Source organism: Providencia huaxiensis (genome assembly GCF_002843235.3).
In the GTDB taxonomy this organism is placed as follows: domain Bacteria; phylum Pseudomonadota; class Gammaproteobacteria; order Enterobacterales; family Enterobacteriaceae; genus Providencia; species Providencia huaxiensis.
This window is the reverse complement of sequence record NZ_CP031123.2, coordinates 1393230-1414440: the sequence shown is the minus strand read 5'-3', so window position 1 is coordinate 1414440 and position 21211 is coordinate 1393230. Positions and strand designations below refer to the sequence as shown.

The following is a 21211-nucleotide window of genomic DNA, read 5'->3' as shown; positions in this document are numbered from 1 at the left end:
CTATGCCTCCTGCTTTTTCAGGAATAGAACACTTAGCCCAATAACCAAAGGTATGGTGATCAGTAATGGGATAAATGATGATTGTAAATCGAATAAATTTAATCCCTTAGAGAAAGTTCCTCGTGTGATAGTCAAAAAATGTGATGTTGGATAGACCATCCCAACCCAGCGGCCAATACCTTCCAATGATGAGACAGGGTCAATCATTCCTGAAAATTGAGTTGCGGGTATCAACGTAATGATAGAAGTACCAAAAATTGCCGCAATTTGGCTTTTCATAAAGCATGAAATTAATAACCCCATGCCTGTTGCAATACTGATATACAAAAATGCAGCCAACGTTAACGTCAGAAAACTGCCTTTAAATTCAACACCAAATATATATACCGATAATATACAAAGTAGCACAAAGTTAAACATACCCAATAGAATATAAGGGAGCTGTTTTCCAAGCAAAAACTCTAATTTGGTGATCGGAGTTACATAAAGATTGATAATCGAACCGAGCTCTTTTTCCCGAACAACACTCAACGCGCTCAGCATGGCTGGGATCATCATTAATAATAATGGAATAACCGCGGGAACAATTGCCGGTAAGCTACGAACATCTGGGTTATAACGATATCGAGTCTCAATGTCGATAGCCGGTATCCCTGCAACGCCAGCCGGTTGGCGCGCAGCCATCGTGCTCAGCCATGCTAAATGCATCGCTTGTACATAACCACGCACAGTTTCAGCGCGGTTTGGCATCGCACCATCAATCCACACACCAATTTTAACGTTACTCCCTCGAGCAACATCTCTTGCAAAGTTAGGTGGGATCTCAATCGCAACGGTAATATTTCCGCTACGCATACCAGCCTCTAAATCATCATAATCTTTGATTGGAGGTTGTTCGATAAAGTAACGTGAACCAGCTAAGTTCAGTGTATATCCTTGACTTAGCCCTGTTTGGTCGCGATCTAGCACTGAAAAACGTAAATTTTCCACATCCATGCTAATGCCGTAACCCATGATAAACATAAGAATTACCGTTCCTAATAATGCCAGTGTTGAACGTACAGGGTCACGACGTAACTCCATGCCTTCCCGTATGGAATAGCTAAATAGCCGACGCAAACTAAAACGTTTTTTCAATGCTTCAGTCGCTTGTTCTTTTAGTTCAGGGTCAACGTGGAACTCTGGCGCGGTCTCTTGTCCTTGTCCTGCATCCCCCACGGCATCCTGTAAATAGGCGATAAAGGTTTCTTCAAGCGTGCCAAGCCCTCTTTTCTTGGTCAAGTTAACAGGGGTATCACAATCTAAGACTTTACCTGCATGCATGAGTGAAATGCGGTCACAGCGCTCTGCTTCATTCATAAAGTGGGTAGAAATAAAAATAGTGACACCGTCACGTCTTGATAAGTCAACCATTAAATTCCAAAACATATCTCTGGCAACGGGGTCTACACCTGAAGTGGGTTCATCAAGGATTAACATTTCAGGTTCATGAATAACCGCGACAGCTAAAGATAGCCTTTGACGGATCCCCAAAGGCAAGTCGTCTGGCATGACGTCTCGCACATCATCAAGTTCGAAACGCTGGCACATTTCGTCAACTCGCTGAGGGATTTTATCCTCAGATATATGAAAAAGCTTGGCATGAAGCACAAGGTTCTGCTCAACACTCAATTCACTATATAATGAGAATGCTTGTGACATATAACCGACACGCTTGCGTGTTTCAATATCCTTCGGGTCTATTTCTTGGCCAAATAGCCATGCCTGCCCTTCACTGGCTTGTAACAAACCCGTCAACATTTTCATCGTGGTTGACTTGCCACAACCATTGGAGCCTAAGAAACCAAAAATCTCCCCTTTTGGGATCTTAAAATTCACATGGTCAACTGCTACAAAGTTACCGAAACGCATGGTGAGGTCTTGGGCTTCAATGGCAATAATATTGTCTTTCGAGGTATCACGCGGAGGGATCACGACTTTTTTGTGCCCACTGCGTTTTTCTTCAGGTAGTAATTCAATAAATGCAGCTTCAAGGTCATCACATTGCGTTTGAGCTTTTAATTCAGATGCATGGCCTGTAGCGAGCACCTTGCCATCATCCATTGCCACTAGCCAATCAAAGCGCTCCGCCTCTTCCATATACGCGGTTGCGACCAAAACACTCATATTGGTTTGTCGCAAACGAATGCGATCAATCAAATCCCAAAACTGTGCGCGAGATAACGGGTCAACCCCAGTGGTAGGTTCATCTAAAATCAATAAGTCAGGGTCATGAATTAGCGCACAACATAACCCAAGTTTTTGTTTCATACCGCCTGATAATTTGCCAGCCGGACGGTCTTTAAATGGCGCAAGCCCGGTACTTTCAAGCAAATCTTGAATGCGATATTCACGCTCAGCTTTTGATTGGCCAAATAACCGGCCAAAAAAATCAACGTTTTCATAAACAGATAACGTATGGTAAAGGTTCTTTCCTAACCCTTGAGGCATGTAAGCGATGCGAGGACAAACTGCTCTACGGTGTTCAATATCATTCATGTCACCATCAAGTACCGTTATTTGGCCTTGTTGAATCACTCTTGCTCCTGCAATCAGGGAGATCAGGCTTGATTTCCCTACGCCATCGGGGCCAATCAACCCAACCATTTTTCTCGCTGGGATGGAAAGCACAATGTCATCCAACGCACAATTATCACCATAATGCTGGCTGACATGCTGTATATCAATAATCACATCATCCATCAGTTTATTGGTCATTGTGGTAATCTCACCTCAAGTTCAGCAGGCCAAGATCCGTTAGGGTCTAAACGCACATATGCTTTTCCAGGTAACCCTGTTTTCACATATTCGAGGTGTTGCTCTAATAATTCTGGAGAAATACGCGCACGTACTCTGAACATTAATTTTAAGCGTTCATTTTGTGTTTCTACGGTTTTCGGTGTGAATTGTGCGACACTTGCTACAAAAGTGGCTTTCGCTGGGATCACGATGTTTGGTGCAGCATCGAGTATAATGTGAACATCACTACCTAAGGCAACTTTACCTGCGTCTTCAGTTGGTAAGAAAAAGGTCATATATGCATCACTTAAATCGACCATATTCAAAACCCGTCCACCAGCCCCAAGTACCTCACCGGGCTCAGCTACACGATATTGAATACGCCCATTTCTTGGCGCTTTTAGAATACTGTCATCTAAGTCCGCTATAATACGACGTTCCGTTGCTGTCGCTGCGTCAACACGGTTTTTAGCTTGAACAATACCAGCGCTGGCAGAATCAATCGCTGATGTCGCTGCAGCCACTTGGGCTTTCGACGCTTCCAGGGCTGCGCGAGAACCTTGCATCTGGGCGGTATCGTCATCCACTTGTTGTTGAGAAACGGCGTTTGTTCTTACCAAAGCTCTAGAGCGATTTAGTCGTTTTTGTGCAGCATCTAACTCAGCTTCACGTTGACGAACGACAGCTTGAGCTGCAACTTTTTCGCTTTTACGCTGTGCTAAAGCTGATTCAGCCGTCGTCACTGCACTAATAGCTTGGCGTAATTGAGCCTGTACTTCATGTAGCTGCTCTTGGAGTGCTCGCGTATCCATACGAGCAAGTTCTTGCCCTTCTTTAACAAAATCGCCTTCTTTTACATTAATCGTTTCAATACGCCCTGCCGTCTTAGTGGCAATATCAATTTCTGTTGCTTCTATACGACCATTACTTTGCGCGAACCCAGCAGGTAGCCCACCTGAATTAACATTCCAGTAATAAAGACCACCCGCAACAATAATTAATATTAAAATGATGTAAAAAGATATTTTTTGCTTATTTATTTTCATACCATCCCTTTCCATTAAATGAGAAAACAAGGAACAACAATTATTTTGATTATTAACCTGGTGATTATTAATAAAATGACATAACTGTCTCTATACGAAATAAATACCATTAAAACTAAAAATAATATTATTTATTATAAACTCGGCCAAGTAAGTGTTACCACTATCATTAAATTGGCTATCTATTTAATTTAATGATAGTTTATCAACGTTTGGTTTAAGTTTAGTTGCCTTATGTCACAAAAAAACAGAATAAACTTACAAAAATCAGGATAAGGCATCATTTGTATATATTTAATTCAAAAAATAAAGCCAGCAAATTAACTTACTGGCTTTATTCAGCAATATTTGAACAGTGACTAAATATTAGCTTGCGAATTCGGCAATTATTTTTTCATCCATTCGATAGCGAACCCATTCATCCTGAGGCTCTGCACCAATACTTTTATAAAAATCAATTGCAGGCTGATTCCAATCTAAAACGCTCCATTCCAACCGTTGGCATTTTCGTTCTACGGCTAACACGGCAATATGCTTTAATAATTTTTTTCCTGCTCCCGCGCCACGAAAATCAGGAGAAACATATAAATCTTCTAAATAAATACCATTGTTGCCTAACCATGTTGAATAGCTAGTAAAGAATACGGCATATCCTGCTGGCTTCCCATCCACATAACAGATTAAAGCTTCTGTGCTTGAGTTCGCTCCAAATAGGGAATTTTCTATATCAGCCACCGAGGCTTTAACTTCGTGACGTGCTTTTTCATAATCTGCTAATTCAATGATCATATCTAATATCAAAGCAGCGTCATCACGGGTTGCGGGTTTTATTTCTACATTCATTTGGGGCTCTCTTATTATTTGAATCATGATTTTAAACGTTACATAACAAGAACCCAATTCGCAGCAATATTATTCATCTATTCGTGCATGATATAAGTATTATTTATACCTTTATATGCTTTTTCCCATAATAATCAGAGAGCGCATTTTCGGACCTTGTTGGTTAAATAACATATTAGCTATAATTGTCTCATCGATTAACTAGATGAATATTAAGGAGGCTAATTTATGTTGTTGTGTGATCTTATTGAATATTCACACTTCTTTGGTAATCGCCAGAGCTCAGGCTTTCACAGTTTTATACTGCGATAACCCTGCCTGAGCGAAGCCACTAAAGAAAACCTTCCCTCAGCTTACTGGGTTGTCGTTACGGCTATCCCTGGTATTTTTATGCCTAAAATTTGAGTAAGCTATGAGCACTTTATTAACTGTAAAATCATTAAATTACGATACCTCAACCTCTACCTTATTGAATGACATCTCTTTTACTGTTCAACAAGGTGACCGTATTGGTTTAATTGGCCATAACGGAAGTGGCAAAAGTACATTGTTGAAGCTAATAACCCAACAACTCTCCCCCAATAGTGGCAGTATCACTTATTCGAATCATTGTGTAACTGCTTATATTGAACAACACTTACCCGATGATGTTGCCAGTTTGACACTGCTTGATGCACTTGTTCAAAAGTTACCCGAACAAGATAAAGTCACTGAATGTTGGCGAGCTGAGGTTATATTATCAGAATTAGGTTTTACACCTGAACAATGGGAACAAAAAGCGAATGCAATCAGTGGCGGACAACATACACGTTTGCTTCTGGGCCGTGCTTTAATTGAACAACCCGATTTACTGTTACTCGATGAACCTAGTAATCATTTAGATTTACCCACACTTATTTGGTTAGGTAACTTCTTACAATCATGGAAAGGCAGTTTTGTGCTAGTTTCTCATGACCAATCGTTATTAGATAAAGTCAGTAACTGCACTTGGATCTTACGAGATAAATCACTGCATTATTATCGGTTACCTTGCAGTGCAGCACGACAAGCATTGAGTGAAAAAGACGTCACCGACGCACGCCGTAACCAAGCAGAGCAAAAAGAAATTGACCGTATTGCATCAAGTGCCAAACGCTTAGCCATTTGGGGGCATGTGTATGACAATGAAGCCTTATCACGCAAAGCTAAGCAAATGGAAAAACAGATTGACCGCCTTAAAGATGCCCAAACAGAGTTAACTGAAGGCTATCAATGGCGGCTTGCCTTAAATGGTAAAGCCATTCCTGCAGATAGAGTTTTGGAATTGGAAGGCGCCGTTGTCTCAACACCGAATGGAAATTCGTTATTTAAAACGGCATTTCATCAAGTCAAAAGTGGTGAGCATATCGCTATCATGGGGGCCAATGGCTGTGGTAAATCAACACTTCTGCGCCTACTTTGGCAACATTATCAGCAAGACTTACGCTATAGCGCACAGTTGAAGTTTCATCCTGCAATTAGTGTTGGATATTATGACCAACAATTAGAGCAGCTAAATGATAATGATAGTCTATTGGATGCACTACGTCATTTTGCACCTTTAACCGATGAACAACGAAAAATGGCATTGATTGGTGCGGGTTTTACCTACACGCGTCATCAACAAAAAGTCGCTACGCTGAGCGGTGGCGAACGCGCTAGATTATTGTTTATTGGTTTAAGTTTGGCCCAGTACGAGTTGATTTTGTTGGATGAACCAACCAATCACCTTGATCTAGAAGGTAAGGAAGCACTTTGCGAGCAAATTAGCTTATTTTCTGGAGCATTGTTGGTCGTCAGCCATGATAGGTGGCTCATTGAAAATAGTTGCCAACGATTCTGGTTTATCGATGATAATCGGTTAGAGGAATACCTTAATCTTGATGATATCTATCATAAAATTGAACAGCAAACACAACCATTATTAGCGTCTACAATTGGGGGAAATGCCCCTGTTAAATCGATGGTTGAAATTCCCAGTAAGGAAACTACTCATGAAGATGAGTTGTTAGAAACATTGCTTATATTGGAGCAAAAATTACTTGCGGACCAGAAACGCAAACTAAGCCACCAAAAACCACAGTTACAACAACTGTGGAGCAACGAAATAGCCCAAATACACGCTAAGTTGGGCTTGTAACCGATACCCCTGGTAACGTTAGTGATCAGGGGATTTTCTTAAGAAGCTGTATATTAATATAGGATGATAGTTACAGTTTACAAAATAATTATATGCACCCTAAAATTTACCTTATTGACGACATAATAGAAATGAGTACCGTTGTTCACCAATAATGAAAATAAATAAAGTTTATTCTTTATGCATTTTATGTGAATAAAGATTTTGTAAACTATCCAAATTGTTATTTTATTTTCTGTTTCTTAGCCCGCTTAAAATATGAAGTTGGGACACTTGGGCATACAACTTCTTTAAACTTAACCTCTTTATTCGTATTTATAGGCGGTTCATTTTCAGATGAAACCGGGGCGTCGGTTTGTGGTATTTTGCTTGTTTCTTTCATATATAAACGCTCTTTTGCTTGTATAATATCATTCGTTTTAGCCATTTTATTTTTCCTCTGCCACTAACACGGCATTGACTTGCTCAATTCGTTCTACTGCTCGGTTAATGATCTCAAAGACTCTTGTTGTCTCTTCTTTCGTCAACTGTTGTATCACTATTTGGTGTCTCAACAATGACTTAAATTTGTCTACAGCACATTCAATTTCATTAGCAAATTGATTACCTGCTTTTAATTCCTGTGCATATTTTAATTTTAGTTGAACTTCTGCCAATATTTCAGCTTTTAGTAATAAAAAACAGCGACCTTCGGGGGTAATGACATAACACTTTCGCCCTTTTCCATTATCTTTACCCGCTGAAATAAACCCTAGCTCCTCTAACAACGTTAGAGTCGGATATATCACCCCAGGGCTCGGGCAATAAAAACCTGCTGTCTCTTCTGCAATTTTTTTTATTAGCTCATAACCGTAATTAATTCCCCCTGTCAGTAAATGCAGGATATAAATCCTTAACTGTTTAGGGTTAAACATACGGCTAACACTTTTACCGTTACACAAACACGGGTCTAGTTGTTGTTCACTTGCCATTAAAATTCTCAGTGGTTATTCGTACTAAAACCGATATATCTAATATAATAGTTACTTTTACAGAAAATGCTAGCTTTAGATATATCTGTTTTTGTGCATAACGTGCTAATGATAATCATTCTTATATGGATTATACCGACTAACTGTCGATACAACAGTAAAAATGTGCGGTGAATTGTCTAGCTGAGTAAATTATGCAGTAAATTTAGGAAAGGCTTTTAGGAATTGAGCAAGCCAGCCATCAAGATACGGCTGGCTTGTATACACGTATTTTATTAACCAATATTAGGTAATATATTGAAGACAATCCCTAACTGAACACCAATAACAATAATTCCACAAATAAATACCAATGATAGGCCTAACCCACCACCTAGGACTTGATATTTCCGTTGATTCAATGTTCTTGATTTGAATGCCATTGCGCTAGGTAATAATAAGGCGAGTATTGAAAGTGCAATCGCGGCATACCCTAACGCCATTACAAACCCTTTAGGATAAAATAAAGCAAAAACTAGTGGTGGTCCAAAGGTAAGTAAACCCGTTTGTATGCGCCCTGAAGCATTATCTTGGCGTTTAAATAAATCGGCTAAAAAATCAAATAACCCCAAAGCGACCCCAAGGAAAGAGGTTGCTAAAGCCAAACTCATGAACATCTGTGCTATTAACTCTGTTTTTCCTGATTGAGCTACATCCTTAATTGCATCGAGCAACCCGTTAAGCCCTGCGTTTTCAGCCAGAATACCAACAAATGTTGTTGTGCCAATACTCCCTAATGTTGCAATTTGCCATAAAATATAAGCAACTAACGGGATAGCACTACCGATGATAAAGATAACACGAAGTTTTTTGACATCTCCCCCCATGTATTTGACGATACTAGGGACGCTGCCATGAAAACCAAAGGAGGTAAAAAATACGGGAATAGCCGATAAAATGAGGACTTTTTCAGTTGGTGCTGCTAATAAATTCTGTTGCTCAACATGAGGTATCATTAACGCCAATATAATGACTAAGAAAACAATTTTTGCAGCAAATAAAATACGGTTGATAAAATCTACTGATGAAGTCCCAAAACATACAACTCCCCCACCAATGATGGTGAATACAACAATTCCCATCCAATCAGCCATATCAATGGCAAAACTACTTTTTAAATTTGAAGTAATAATTTCCCCTGCGCCACTCACATAAGCCGCTGTCAATGCATACATAAGGAACATCATGCTAAAGCCCGTAATAAATTTACCGCTAGGCCCTAAATACCGTTGAGCAACACTACCGATCCCAGTTTCGTGAGATTCATGTTGATAAACTTCAACCAAAAGTAATGCTGTGTAACACATCAATGCCCACAATACTAATAACATAGCCAAACTAACTAAAAAACCATTACCAGCGGCAGCGATAGGCATAGCTAACATACCTGCGCCAATCGTAGTACCTGCAACAATAAATACACTACCAAGTGTGCGATTTTTCATATTGAGATCCTAACAAGTAATTAAATTTTAATTTTATAATTGGAATGATTTAACTTATTTTCTTCATTAATGAGATGTTGCAGTTTGTCTTCAAAGATATTTTTTAATTCCATCCAATAGGTTTCAAAATGAGCCCTATCACGCAAGCAATGCGTCATTATCGCTGCCCGTAGCACATAAATTGACCGTACTTTATGCCATTCACTATCAGAAAATTGTGCATCTCGACATAAGCTCAATGGGTTATCGCCATACTCTTCATGTGTTAGTGAGGTTGATGAGGTGAGAAAATCATTAGAATAACTTCGCCCTGCGGCATAAGAACATAATTCATATAACCGTTTATTTAATTGATTTTGTTTTTCTAAAGATGTGTTACCGATTTCACGAAACATAAAATTAATCATGTGAAAGTCCGGTGTAGGCATCGCAATAATTGAAAACTGGCGATCTTCAATAATAAAGGGCTCACATTGATTTATCTTGTCGATCATCCAATTCGCTGTGGTGACCCCTGCCGCAATCACTTTTCCATACCCTAAAATATTTAACGGGACTAAACGATGTGCAGCCCATACCGCTGCTGCAGTTGCCCCTGCTTTTGATCCTTCCATAATAGAAGAGCCAAGTAACACATTCTGCGCTTTTTCTGTTGTACGCTGTTTTTCTTGTACTTCTTCAAATACATATGCAGCATGATAAGAAACTAAATCCACAATCCGCTTATCCTTCATACAGATTGCACCTGCGGCATACGGAATAAACCCCACTTTATGAGGATCAACAGTAATAGAGTCAGCTTGGCTTAATGCTTTAAAGCTTTCATAAACATCGCGCTTTGGCCACACCATATTTTCAGGAAAAATGCCTTCACTATGATAACGTTGGAGTAAATTCTCATACTCCATAAATTGATTTTCTTCATCACGAAACATCGCGCAAGCGTATCCCGCATAAGCGGCATCAATATGCACATAGAAGGAAATCCCAAAACGCTGCTCACATTCACGTCGTAGCTCAATGACTTCTTTTACATTGTCTATCGCGCCAGTTTCTGTAGTTCCAACAACAGCAACTACGGCTAAAATTGGCTCCCCTTGCTCAATCAATGCAAATACAGTTTCCCGCATTTTATGCACATCCGTTCGATAACTTGCATCAACGGGGAGTTGCACAATATTCTGTTGGCCTAAACCAAGAATATCCATCGCTTTCATCCATGAATAGTGTTTAGACTGCGGTACCAATAACTTACCGAGTTTTCCTTGCTTTATTCCAACACCACGGCAGGTCAAATCACGAATTTCTTCGAAAATATGCATTTTCTTTAATTCATCAATTAAATCTAACACCTTAGAAACAGAGAGATTGAGTAACTCTTTTTCGGTTTTGCCCTGCAGTAGATATTTGGATTGTGGATGCTGCATAATCGCCAACGGTAGTGTTTTAATATTTCTAGCTACCCATAATCCTTCGTAGTTAGCTACCGTTCCACCAGATGTAATATGCCCCCATGCATGTTGTACGTCATAACCAAACATGGCACATAAATCTAACCCAGCCTCTATTTCTAAAACGGTTGTCGTTGGTGAAGATTCTTGTGCACAATTATTGGGGTTGTACATCATTGCCATGACATAAGCCAAATTAGAAATCATCAGTGTATCTGCATTCATATGCCCCATATAACGGGGAGAGAACCAGGGGACCGACGTTGTTTTTAATTTTGAAGAGAGTTGATTAAGAATGCCTTCAGTACGATAAAGCGTATCTCGGTACTCGGGAGCATAACGGTCAACAGTAGAGATAAGATCAGGATCTTCAGGATGGTAGCTAGAGCGCCAATGCATATGTTCACTAACTGAATACTCCATCATTTCTTTGAAAAAGACAGCATTTTCAGATTTAGGGCCTAAAAATAATGCATCAACATTTATTTTTGAATTTTTAAAATTATTTATCATTACTACACCTTCAAACTACAATTAACGCGTGCTAATTGCACTTAAGTCACTTAACTTAATATCATTGGAAAGTGCATAACGGGCTATGTTTATATAAGAGATATCAATATATTAATGATATGCATTTAAAAATATCATTTAAACATTATTTATTGATAAACAAACCGTTAATGGCCAACTTATTCATAGGTATAATCGATCTCTATTAAATTATTAACAAACTCCTTCTAATTTCGTTCTGATTTGTGGACAAACACAAAAAATCAAAATTTAGTCAACTGTAAAGAGATTTTTACGCTAAAAAAGCTTGAATATGTGAAAAAATTGTTATATTGAATGCGATTTTTACTATTCAAAAATGACTAAAGAAGAATAGTAAAAATCACAGAAATAACAGTTAATCAATTGTTTAACAAAACAATTTTGCCGATAAGATCTCCAGATTCCATATGCTCATGAGCTTCTTTTACCTGTGATAAACGATACACTTTGTTAATAATAGGTTTCATTTTACCGTTTAGTAACAAATCCCAAACTTGTTCTTTCAGTTCTTGAGCGATCAATGCTTTTTCTTCAATAGTACGAGAGCGCATGGTTGAGCCTGTATGAGTCAATCTCTTTACCATTAAAGGCATCATATTTAACTCTTTAGGGTTACCTTTCATCATCCCAATTTGGATGATCCGCCCAAATTTAGCGGCAACTTGATAATTTTTCGCGACATAATCTCCACCAATAATATCGACAACCATATCAACACCTAGTGAAGAGGTGTAGTTGAGCGTCGCCTCAACAAAATCATCTTTTTTATAGTTAATAATACAATCCGCACCGAGTCGTTTTGCTGCATCCACTTTTTCTTCAGAACCAACGGTTGTTAATACTTTTGCACCAAAGGCTTTCGCTAACATAATCGCCACACTGCCAATACCCGATGTCCCACCATGAATAAGTACCGTTTCATCTTTCTTAAGCTTACCTATTTGAAAAACATTTGCCCAAACAGTAAAAAAGTTTTCAGGTATCGCAGCCCCTTCGATAAAAGAAAGGCTCCCTAATGGTAATGCGATATTTTTATGTACTAAACAATATTCTGCATAACCTCCCCCAGCCACCAGCCCACAAATTTTGTCGCCTATCTGCCATTCATCTACATCATCCGCTTTGGCAACAATCGTTCCTGCGATTTCAAGTCCCATAATCGGTGATGCATCTGCCGGTGGAGGGTAAGACCCCTTACGTTGAAAAATATCAGGACGATTAACTCCAGCCGCTTCCACTTTAACAAGCAAATATCCTGCAGAAACTCTAGGTAGTGGTTTATCAATTAATCGCAGTTTTTCTGGTCCACCAGGTTCTATAATGTCAACAACCGTCATCGAAGTGGGTAAAGACTGTTGAGTAAGTGTCATTATATTCTCCTTTTTGAGGTTAATTTGAAAAATTGATATTCATAAATTTATTTTCGTGTTAAATTAATGCTAATTAGTTTAATGTTTCGTGCTTAATTAGCATAATTTTAAGTATTAATTACAATAGGTCGTACATATCGCTTTTTATCGTTTAAAGACCAAAATTTAACCTATATCAAATTTTATATTTAGTAATGTTCTTTAAATTAGCATGAACATCTAAATTCACTAATCTCTTGCAGTTTCTCTGATTGGCTTTTTTGTTTATTAAGTCGATTCTGTCATACTTTACTACTTACCAGTTGCATTATCTTATGTTAAAATTGACTCATATCAATAATTTTAACTTGATTGAGCCTTAAATATGATCCCAGAAAAAAGAGTTGTTCGTCGCATCCAGTCTGGTGGTTGTGCTATTCATTGCCAGGACTGCAGTATTAGCCAACTTTGCATTCCTTTTACGCTGAATGAACATGAACTGGATCAACTTGATAATATCATCGAGCGCAAAAAACCCATTCAAAAAGGCCAAGCTTTATTTAAAGCTGGTGATGAATTGCGTTCATTGTATGCCATCCGCTCAGGTACAATAAAAAGCTATACAATAACCGAAGAAGGCGATGAGCAAATTACCGGTTTTCACTTAGCCGGAGACCTTGTTGGTTTTGACGCTATCATTCATACACAGCACCCGAGTTTTGCACAAGCCCTTGAAACATCAATGGTTTGTGAAATACCATTTGAGACCTTAGATGATTTGTCAGGCAAAATGCCTAATTTACGTCAGCAAATTATGCGTTTAATGAGCGGTGAAATTAAAGGCGATCAAGAAATGATCCTTTTATTATCCAAGAAAAACGCTGAAGAACGTTTAGCTGCATTTATTCTTAACCTATCTCATCGCTTTGCAGAGCGTGGTTTTTCACCAAGAGAATTTAGATTAACAATGACGCGTGGAGATATCGGTAACTATCTTGGATTAACCGTTGAAACCATTAGCCGCCTTTTAGGCCGTTTCCAGAAAAGTGGCATGCTGAGTGTTAAAGGTAAGTATATCACTATCGAAGATATGACAAAACTGACTGATATTGCAGGTAAAGTTTCAGCTATTACATGTTAATATCCCTAAATGGATCACGTTATCGGTGATCCGTTTTCATTTTTTTTCCCAGATTTCTTGCCTATTTAATCCCAATATCATAGTTTATCTATATGGAAACATCCGTGTATCAAGAGGATTTCAATATGGCAAACTATAAAAACCTGCTAGTTGCAATTGACCCAAATCAGGATGATCAACCTGCATTAAGACGTGCTGTCTACATCGTGCAGCGTAATGGTGGACGGATAAAAGCGTTTTTACCTATTTACGACCTTTCCTATGACATGACAACATTACTTTCGCCTGAAGAACGTAATGCCATGCGCAAAGGTGTAATAAGCCAAAAAGCGGCTTGGATCAAACAACAAGCTCATTTCTATCTTGAAGCGGGCATTGATATTGAAATTAAAGTTATTTGGCATAACAAGCCATATGAAGCCATTATTCAAGAAGTGATAAGTGGTGAACATGACTTATTACTCAAAATGGCACATCAAACAGATAATTTTGAATCTATTATTTTTACCCCACTTGACTGGCACTTACTCCGAAAATGCCCCGCTCCCGTTTGGATGGTAAAAGATAAAGTATGGCCTGACCATGGTTCAGTTGTTGTTGCTGTTAACCTATCGAATGAGGAATCTTATCATGATGACCTCAATATCAAATTGGTTGAAAAAACAAAAGACTTAGCAACACGTATTATTAAAGAGCAGGAAATCCATTTAGTAAGTGCGTATCCTGTTGCTCCTATGAATATTGCCATAGAGTTACCTGATTTCGATCCGAGCCTATATAACAACGCACTACGCGGCCAACATTTAATTGCCATGAAAGAGTTACGGCAAAAGTTTAGTATTGATGAAAAGTACACCCATGTCCGAGAGGGCCTACCTGAGAAAATTATTCCTGATATGTGTGAAGAGTTACATGCGGGGGTTGTCGTACTCGGTATTTTAGGCCGTACAGGCATTTCAGCCGCCTTTTTAGGGAATACTGCGGAACATGTCATCGATAAACTAAAATGTGATTTATTAGCAATTAAACCTGACGGTTTTGTCTGCCCTATCACTCCTGCTGATGATGATTAACTAGTGACTTAAAAATCAAGAATGGGTTACTGATATTAACCAGTAACCCATTCTTATTTATATCATTTTGACATGAATTAGTGATTCATTAAATTACAAAGCACGTAAGATCGCATCAACGCTATCTTTCGCATCACCAAACAACATCTGTGTATTCTCTTTGAAGAATAACGGGTTTTGCACCCCTGCATAGCCTGTATTCATTGAACGTTTAAATACAATGACATTGCTTGCTTTCCAAACTTCAAGAACTGGCATCCCCGCTATTGGGCTGTTTGGATCTTCTTGAGCTGCTGGGTTAACCGTATCGTTAGCACCAATGACAAGAACGGTATCGGTATCAGAGAAATCATCGTTAATTTCATCCATTTCCAATACGACATCGTAAGGCACTTTAGCTTCTGCGAGTAATACGTTCATATGCCCTGGCAAACGCCCAGCGACAGGGTGAATACCAAAACGCACTTTTACGCCACGTTCACGTAATTTAGTCGTGATATCTGCAACAGGGTATTGTGCTTGTGCCACTGCCATACCATAGCCTGGAGTGATAATCACTGATGTTGAATTTCTCAACATTTCAGCGACTTCTTCTGCAGTGCTTTCACGGTATTCGCCCATTTCTTCTTCTGTGCCTGTTGAAGAACCATCTGTACCGAAGCCTCCTGCAATAACACTGATGAATGAACGGTTCATCGCCTTACACATAATATAAGACAGAATCGCACCTGAAGAACCGACCAATGCCCCTGTAACGATCAGCAAGTCATTACTTAACATGAAACCTGCCGCTGCAGCAGCCCAACCTGAATATGAGTTCAGCATTGAAACAACCACTGGCATGTCCGCTCCACCAATTGATGCCACTAAATGCCAGCCAAAAGCTAAAGCTATCGCGGTCATGACTAGCATCAAGAAGACTTGTAAGCCGACACTTTCTGTTTTAACGAAAATGACTAACAGAATAAATGAAACAACTAACGCTGCTAAATTCAGTTTATGGCGATTAGGTAACATCATCGGTTTTGATGACATTTTCCCTGATAATTTACCATAAGCGACTACTGAACCGGTGAAGGTCACTGCACCAATGAAGATCCCTAAGAAAACTTCAGTTAAGTGAATGTTTTCCATCACAACATCAGCATGCCCTTCACTAGCGATAAAGCTGTTAAAACCAACCAGCACTGCAGCTAAACCGACGAAACTATGTAAAATAGCCACCAGCTCAGGCATTTCTGTCATTTCAACTTTTTTCGCTAAGCGAATACCGATAACCGCACCAATAACCATCGCAACGATCATCCAGCCCACATTTGCACTGTGAGGACCTAAAATGGTGGCTATCAATGCAATAGCCATCCCGATGATGCCGTAAGTATTCCCTCGTTGAGAGCTTTCATGACGTGATAGCCCCGCAAGGCTGAAAATAAACAGGATAGCAGCAACTATGTAAGCTGCTGTCACAATTCCACTCGACAACATAAGTTACCCCTTATCCTTTACGAAACATTTTTAACATGCGTTGAGTTACAGTAAACCCACCGAAAATATTGATACTCGCGATCAATATGGCGATAAAGGATAAGAAGCTTACCCAGCCACCGCTTCCAATCTGAAGCAAGGCGCCCACGACGATGATCCCTGAAATAGCATTAGTGACTGACATTAGCGGTGTATGCAATGCATGAGTCACATTCCACACCACGTAATAACCAACCACACAAGCTAATGCAAATACAGTAAAGTGCGATAAAAACTCTTTTGGCGCTGAATTAGCGAACCAACCAAACAAGATGATAGCTAATGCCATCAAGCCATATTTTACCGTCGGTGACATCTTTTTCTCAGGTGCTTTAACTTTTTCCACCGCTTGCGGTTTCGCCTGCGGCTGAGCAGATACCTGAATTGGGGGCGCTGGCCACGTGATTTCACCTTGTTTAATCACCGTTACACCGCGAATAACCAAATCGTCGAAATCAATATTAATTTCGCCATCTTTTTCTTTACACAGTAATTTCATCAAGTTAACAAGGTTGGTGCCGTATAACTGGGATGATTGTGTTGGCAAACGGCTTGGCAAATCTGTGTAACCAATAATTTTCACACCATTGTCGGTCACGACTAATTTGTCAGCTTGGGTTAATTCGCAGTTACCACCCGTTTGAGCCGCTAAGTCGACAACCACACTTCCCGGCTTCATTGATTCAACCATTTCCTTGGTAATCAATTTAGGCGCTGGTTTGCCTGGAATAAGTGCCGTGGTCACTATAATGTCGACTTCTTTCGCCTGTGCAGCGAACAGTTCCATCTCCGCTTTTATAAATGCTTCTGACATCACTTTGGCGTAACCATCGCCACTGCCAGCCTCTTCTTTGAAATCTAGCTCAAGGAATTCAGCACCCATACTCTGAACTTGCTCTTTTACCTCAGGGCGAGTGTCAAAGGCACGTACAATGGCACCCAAGCTACCCGCAGCACCAATTGCAGCAAGGCCAGCAACCCCAGCACCAATGATCATGACTTTCGCTGGTGGCACCTTACCTGCCGCGGTGATTTGCCCCGTAAAGAAACGGCCAAATTCATGAGCAGCTTCAACAATTGCACGGTAACCTGCAATATTTGCCATTGAGCTAAGCGCATCAAGTGACTGAGCACGTGAAATACGTGGTACCGCATCCATCGCCATCACGTTAATATTTCTAGCCTTTAAAGCTTCCATTAGCTCAGCATTCTGTGCTGGCCAAATGAAACTCACCAGTGTTGCTCCTTCTTTTAACAGAGGAATTTCATCATCCAGAGGTGCGTTGACTTTAAAAACAATATCCGCAGCAAATGCAGTATCACGATCAACGATTTCGGCACCCACTTGCTCATATGCTACATCATCAAAACTAGCTAAATGACCCGCATTTTGCTCTACACACACAGAAAAACCCAATTTAAGTAGTTGAGTCACTGTTGATGGCGTAGCTGCAACACGCGCTTCATTGGCAAGTCGTTCTCTTGGTATACCAATACGCATAATGTTCCCTTTTTAATGCCTGAAGTAATGTTGTTAATAGGGTGTTTGCTAAAATAATGACCATCATCACAGAGAAAAGTCTTATTTTGTGCATAAACAGATTTTTAATGTTCTAATAACCTACTGAAAATAAGCGTCTTGATCCATAATTGATCTCGATTCTTAGACAGTAAATGGAATTCGCAGTGAAAATCTTAGTTTTAGGTCAATAAAATACTGGATACTTTAAAAAATCTGGTAAATTTAACTAGTCAATAATTATTTATTTCTCATAAAAATAAAATCATGAGACAACAGGTTCTGTTACGTGTAATAATCACGTACATGTGATACAACTAAGATTCAGCATGTTTATAATAAATTGCGCAAGGCGGAAGGATTTTGTATGAAGCTGAAAACTACGGTCATCGCAGCCGCGGTGCTGTCATTAACTAGTATAACTGCTACTCAGGCGGCTGTTGAATTGACGCCAAAACAGGCTACTGAATTAAAACCTTATGAGCGTATAACAGTTACCGGGCGCTTTAATGCTATTTATGAAGCATCTGATGCAGTTTCCCGTAGGGCTGATAAAATGGGGGCGTATGCCTTTTACATTCAAAGCCTTGATGATGTAGGTGATAGTGGCAACATGCGTGTTGTTGCAGACGTCTACGCAAAAGATGCACCAGAAGTTGATTCACCGAAGCGTCGTGTATTCGGTGGTGTTGAGGAAATGTCAAAAGCGGATGCAACCGAATATGAACCTTTTGATACTGTTACGGTAAGTGGTTTTTACCCTTCTCAACCAGACCTGTATGAGGCTATTGCAAAAAAAGCCCTTGAGAAAAATGCAGCTTCGTTCTATGTGGTTCGTAATATCGCAATGAATGATGGTGGAAACACATTAGCGACAGCTTATATCTATAAGAAAGATGCGCCGAAGCGACAAGTACTGAATGAAGACGCAGTGGTTCCTGCTGATTCAGACGCTGGCCGTGCTCTATTAGCTGAAGGTGGTGAAGCTGCTAAAAAAGTTCGCATTCCTGGTGTTGCATCTTCTGAAGAACCAACAACCGCAGTCGGACGCTTCTTTGAAACCTCTAGCAGTCAACCGGGTCGTACTAGTGTGACCCTGCCAAGTGGTTATGTTATCGAAGAAGTCAACAAAACAGCCGCGGCTCAAATGGTTCCATTTGACTCTATAACATTCTCTGGATATTACACCAATACGCCTGAAGTACGTTACCAAATAGCAAAACGTGCGGAAGCAAAAGGGGCTAAATATTTCCATATTACAAGAGAATGGCAATCTAATGGTGGAAGTGTCACCATCAGTGCTGACTTGTTTAAATAGTTCAATATTCTGTGATACTAAAACCAGCCTTCTCGGCTGGTTTTTTTGTTTTTATTCACTTCGTTTCCGTTAAATCACATCTCACACACTATCCACCTTCATTCTTTTAAGAAAGTGCATAAAACACCTTAAAAAATGCATACATTACCATTGCATATCTCTCATTTCGTTCGTAGAATCCACACACTGAAAACATGCAGTCATTCTGTCTACTTTTTTTATGGCTTCTAGTTAAACTAATTATTGTAATGGCATTTTAACGTCATTTTAACTTTTGATTTCTGAACGTTCAGGATTTACTTTGAAAAATACTTTGAGTCTTACCGCTCTAACGGCGCTAGTTCTTAGCTCGATGGTTGGTGCCGGTGTTTTTAGTCTCCCTCAAAATATGGCTGAAGTGGCTAGCCCTCTCGCATTAATAATCGGCTGGTCAATTACTGGTGTGGGCATCCTTTTTTTAGCATTTGCCTTATTGTTGCTTTCTCGTATACGACCTGACCTTGATGGTGGGATATTTACTTACGCCAAAGTCGGCTTTGGGGAATTAATTGGTTTTTGCTCTGCGTGGGGTTATTGGCTATGTGCGGTAGTTGCCAATGTGTCTTATCTTGTTATCGTATTCGCAGCAATCAGTTTTTTTACTGATACCCCTGATAACATCATTTTTGGTGATGGGAACACATGGCAAGCCCTAATCGGAGAATCAATACTTCTCTGGTTTGTTCACTATTTAGTGCTTCGTGGAGTACAAACAGCCGCTGGAATTAATAAACTCGCTACAATGGCAAAATTAGTTCCCCTTGGCTTATTTATTGTATTAGCTTTTTTGGCATTTAGACTTGATATTTTCAATGCAGATTTCAGTGGTATCGAATTTGGCGTTCCTGTTTGGGAGCAAGTCAAAGATACTATGTTGATTACCCTGTGGGTATTTATTGGTATTGAAGGGGCTGTTGTCGTTTCAGCTAGAGCTAAAAACCGCCGTGATGTTGGCTTAGCAACAATTTTTGCTGTCAGTTCCGCCTTAATTATCTATATACTCGTTACCTTACTTTCTCTTGGTATCATGCCTAGAGCTGAACTTGCAGAAATAAAAAATCCATCCATGGCTCCTCTCATGATAGATTTAATTGGTTCGAGTGGTGATATTATTATTGCGGCTGGCCTCATTATCTCTGTTTGTGGAGCTTATCTAAGTTGGACCATTATGGCCGCTGAAGTGCCTTATATCGCCGCGCAGTATCAATCATTTCCTAAAATATTCAACAAACTAAATAAAAATGATGCGCCATCCTCTTCTTTATGGCTCACTAATGGTGCTGTGCAACTCTCTTTAGTTCTTATTTGGCTTAGTGGAAGTAATTACAATACATTACTTACTATAGCTTCCGAAATGATTTTAGTCCCCTATTTCCTTGTCGGTGCATTTTTAGTCAAAGTGGCTTTTGAGCGTCATAATAAAGCATTATTTGCGGTTGGAGCTATTGCTAGCCTTTATGGTTTATGGCTGATTTATGCTTCAGGGTTAATTAATTTACTATTATCCGTTGTTTTGTATGCCCCTGGTATTTTGATATTTTTCTATGCTCGTCAGCAACAAACCAACCAAGTACCATTAAAGATGATTGAAAAAATCATGGCTTATGCAATTGCTATCGCTGCTATTCCAGCACTCTATTATTTAGTTGTTTAGCTTTGTACCAAAGGGCTTAATTTTGATGCGTAAATTTAAGCCCTATTTACTGTAATTTCCTATTTTCCACACACTCAAAACCTCAAGATCTCAATACTTCAATACTTCAATACTTCAATACTTCAATAATCTTCTAGTATTAATCCCCTATTACCATTTCACTTCCCTTATACTGGTGAAAATTACTGTTGTACGATCTCAGATGCTTATATTTTTACAATCTATTTGTATGTTGTAACTAAAAAGCCCAAACTGACTAAAAAAGGAAAAGCGCTTCACATAAATAATATGTGAAGCGTCAACGAGTA

At 39.5% G+C, this 21211-nt stretch carries 15 protein-coding genes; 5 read left to right on the top strand and 10 right to left on the bottom strand.

The window, feature by feature from the left end; genetic code table 11:
- From rbbA to CYG50_RS08045, 3 genes are all read right to left on the bottom strand, one after another.
- Complete coding sequence (rbbA, locus tag CYG50_RS08055; RefSeq protein ID WP_102140386.1) at nt 1–2757, bottom strand: ribosome-associated ATPase/putative transporter RbbA; 2757 nt, start codon at nt 2755–2757, stop codon at nt 1–3.
- On the bottom strand, nt 2754–3824 hold the full coding sequence (locus tag CYG50_RS08050; RefSeq protein ID WP_102140385.1) for an HlyD family secretion protein: 1071 nt from the start codon (nt 3822–3824) through the stop codon (nt 2754–2756). The genes rbbA and CYG50_RS08050 overlap by 4 nt, the downstream gene beginning before the upstream one ends.
- Nucleotides 3825–4190: 366 nt before the next feature.
- On the bottom strand, nt 4191–4667 hold the full coding sequence (locus CYG50_RS08045; protein ID WP_102140384.1) for a GNAT family N-acetyltransferase: 477 nt from the start codon (nt 4665–4667) through the stop codon (nt 4191–4193).
- A 412-nt stretch (nt 4668–5079) separates the two neighbouring features.
- Between CYG50_RS08045 and CYG50_RS08040 the strand changes: the two genes are divergently transcribed.
- Nucleotides 5080–6825 (top strand): ABC-F family ATP-binding cassette domain-containing protein, encoded by a 1746-nt coding sequence (locus tag CYG50_RS08040; RefSeq protein WP_102140383.1) that lies wholly within the window; start codon nt 5080–5082, stop codon nt 6823–6825.
- A gap of 223 nt (nt 6826–7048) precedes the next feature.
- Here the strand turns inward: CYG50_RS08040 and CYG50_RS08035 are convergent, their stop codons facing one another.
- From CYG50_RS08035 to CYG50_RS08015, 5 genes are all read right to left on the bottom strand, one after another.
- Complete coding sequence (locus CYG50_RS08035) at nt 7049–7252, bottom strand: DEAD/DEAH box helicase (RefSeq protein ID WP_102140382.1); 204 nt, start codon at nt 7250–7252, stop codon at nt 7049–7051.
- Between the two features lies 1 nt (nt 7253).
- Nucleotides 7254–7796, bottom strand: coding sequence for a PadR family transcriptional regulator (locus CYG50_RS08030; protein ID WP_102140381.1), 543 nt, complete (start codon nt 7794–7796; stop codon nt 7254–7256).
- Between the two features lie 275 nt (nt 7797–8071).
- Complete coding sequence (gene tyrP / locus CYG50_RS08025) at nt 8072–9280, bottom strand: tyrosine transporter TyrP (RefSeq protein ID WP_102140380.1); 1209 nt, start codon at nt 9278–9280, stop codon at nt 8072–8074.
- Between the two features lie 20 nt (nt 9281–9300).
- The gene (locus CYG50_RS08020; protein WP_102140392.1) at nt 9301–11241 is read right to left on the bottom strand and encodes a pyridoxal phosphate-dependent decarboxylase family protein; all 1941 of its coding nucleotides are present in this window, start codon (nt 11239–11241) and stop codon (nt 9301–9303) included.
- A 404-nt stretch (nt 11242–11645) separates the two neighbouring features.
- A complete protein-coding gene (locus tag CYG50_RS08015) occupies nt 11646–12656 on the bottom strand; it encodes an NAD(P)H-quinone oxidoreductase (protein WP_102140379.1) in 1011 nt (336 codons plus the stop codon).
- A 364-nt stretch (nt 12657–13020) separates the two neighbouring features.
- Here CYG50_RS08015 and fnr point away from each other — a divergent pair, with 364 nt between their 5' ends.
- A complete protein-coding gene (gene fnr, locus CYG50_RS08010) occupies nt 13021–13776 on the top strand; it encodes a fumarate/nitrate reduction transcriptional regulator Fnr (protein ID WP_068443675.1) in 756 nt (251 codons plus the stop codon).
- Nucleotides 13777–13901: 125 nt separating this feature from the next.
- Nucleotides 13902–14849 carry a universal stress protein UspE gene (uspE, locus tag CYG50_RS08005; RefSeq protein WP_102140378.1) on the top strand — a complete coding sequence of 316 codons (948 nt, stop codon included), beginning with the start codon at nt 13902–13904 and terminating at the stop codon, nt 14847–14849.
- 93 nt (nt 14850–14942) lie between these two features.
- Here the strand turns inward: uspE and pntB are convergent, their stop codons facing one another.
- Entirely contained in the window at nt 14943–16331 is a 1389-nt protein-coding gene (gene pntB, locus CYG50_RS08000; RefSeq protein WP_102140391.1) for a Re/Si-specific NAD(P)(+) transhydrogenase subunit beta, read from the bottom strand.
- Between the two features lie 13 nt (nt 16332–16344).
- Nucleotides 16345–17874 (bottom strand): Re/Si-specific NAD(P)(+) transhydrogenase subunit alpha, encoded by a 1530-nt coding sequence (pntA, locus tag CYG50_RS07995; protein WP_102140377.1) that lies wholly within the window; start codon nt 17872–17874, stop codon nt 16345–16347.
- A gap of 385 nt (nt 17875–18259) precedes the next feature.
- On the opposite strand from pntA, the gene ydgH reads away from it, so the two are divergent.
- Together ydgH and CYG50_RS07985 are read left to right on the top strand one after the other, a co-directional pair.
- On the top strand, nt 18260–19210 hold the full coding sequence (gene ydgH, locus CYG50_RS07990) for a DUF1471 family protein YdgH (RefSeq protein WP_102140376.1): 951 nt from the start codon (nt 18260–18262) through the stop codon (nt 19208–19210).
- A 352-nt stretch (nt 19211–19562) separates the two neighbouring features.
- The gene (locus CYG50_RS07985) at nt 19563–20903 is read left to right on the top strand and encodes a basic amino acid/polyamine antiporter (RefSeq protein WP_375373121.1); all 1341 of its coding nucleotides are present in this window, start codon (nt 19563–19565) and stop codon (nt 20901–20903) included.
- The last annotated feature ends 308 nt before the right edge of the window (nt 20904–21211 follow it).